Source organism: Endozoicomonas sp. SESOKO4, assembly GCF_024606275.1.
The window spans coordinates 1-1,662 of the sequence record NZ_JAHHPS010000054.1 but is presented as its reverse complement, the minus strand read 5'-3'; the positions used below and the strand labels follow the sequence as shown (position 1 = coordinate 1,662).

The 1,662-nt window shown below is 49.5% G+C and carries 1 protein-coding gene and 1 pseudogene; both read right to left on the bottom strand.

The window, feature by feature from the left end; all coding sequences use genetic code 11:
- Nucleotides 1-338: hypothetical protein (locus KDK16_RS00975; protein WP_257274284.1), on the bottom strand; the 338-nt coding region annotated here is incomplete at its 3' end.
- 224 nt (nucleotides 339-562) lie between these two features.
- Nucleotides 563-1,662 (bottom strand): annotated as a pseudogene (locus KDK16_RS13355) (hypothetical protein); the annotation flags it as partial.

Sequence of the window (1,662 nt, the reverse complement as noted above, 5' to 3'; positions counted from 1 at the left end):
GCCACTTCTGCTGTGGTGATCACGGGAGCCAGCTGCAAACAGAAATCCGTTTTCAGCTGCTCCAGCTCCTTTGTATCCGATACAGCCAGATCATATGTGCCTGAAAGCCCGGAAACTATTCCCGCTGTTTTACAGACACCCCACCATATACCCAGATTGAGCAAGGTAGACAAAGAGACTCCAGAGATGCTTCCCGTTAACTCAAGACCATTTGCCACCAGTGCGGTGTCATTAAGAGGCTCAAGAAAATCAAAATCATTTTGTGAGGGTGGGCAGGCCTGTGCCATCGAATAAAGCAAACACAAAAGTAACGGACACAGGTTGAATAACTTATTCATGGTGATTCCCCAGATACAGATACAGTGACTGAACTGGAAATATAGATTCTAAACGAAGCTATGAGTGACAATATCCTTAACTACAAAGTGCGTTGCAAATAAAGTGCGGTGCAAATGAGGCAGCCATCAAATGTTTCCAATAGACTATGCCTTCGGCATAGCCACAAGAGCAGCCGATAGCTGCCAGAGTTCACCGCTGTTCCAGTGGCTGACAGTTGAGTCTGTCAGTTAAACAACGTTGAGAGATAATTCAGGGGCGCATAGAACTTTTTCCACTGAGTCCAGCCAGTCTCTGAAAAGCTTTGTTCCAGTGGATAGCCATAAACAGCGTGGCTTGAAAGACCATTGACAACAGCGAAAGTCAACGCAGGCACCAGAGTGACACCGGCTTTGATAAACGGGTTGTTTGAGCTTATCTTCGAACTGCCCAACATAAGCAAGGCTCCAACTCCGCCTAGGGCTGGGGCTAAGAGTGCGACTCCGGCCAGGGCTGCAACTCCGGCTCCAAGTCCGACTTCGTTCAGGATTCCGACTCCGACTCCGGCTCCGAGTCCGGCTCCGGCTATGGCTCCGGATACAACTCCGGATAAAGCTCCGGATAAAGCCCCGATTCCGTTTAAAACTCCAATTCCGGTTACCGCTCCGAATCCGGCTACAGTGCCGATTACGGTTACAGCACCGATTCCGGTTAATGCCCCGCTTGCGGTTACAGCTTCGACACCGGCCTTTATTTGTCGGTCCTCGTCAATTATTAACTCAGAAATAATGCCCAAGAGGGTACCCACAATCGCTGCGCTGACAGCAGAAGCAAAAATCACTTTTGCTGGTCTGAAGCCTTTATGAGTCATGACTTCATAGGCGATATCCCCTGCCATAAGCCCATTACTCAAAGACAATATTGTGTATCCACCAGCTGCATACCATTCAGTTGAAATGTCTCTTATGCTCATTTTTCTTAGCATGAATGCCGAAATAGCGCTGGCTCCGGTTCTTGATACCGCTTCGGAAGCAAGGTAAGTCAAGACCGCGACAGGGATGCGCTCCCTCGTTTTCGTAGTAGTGGTATAAGCTGCCATTACTGCACCGGCAAAATACAAGGGTTTCCACCAATGCTGTTCCAGGGGCCAGGGAGACACGTGCCCGGCCAGCGCCACTTCGGCGGTGGTTATCACGGGAGCCAGCTGCAAACAGAAATCCGTTTTCCACTTATCCGGCTCCTTTGCATCCGACGCAGCCAGATCATAGGTGATTGAAAGCCCGGAAACTATTCCTGCTGTTTTACAGACACCCCACCATATACCAAGATTCAACAGGGTAGACAAAG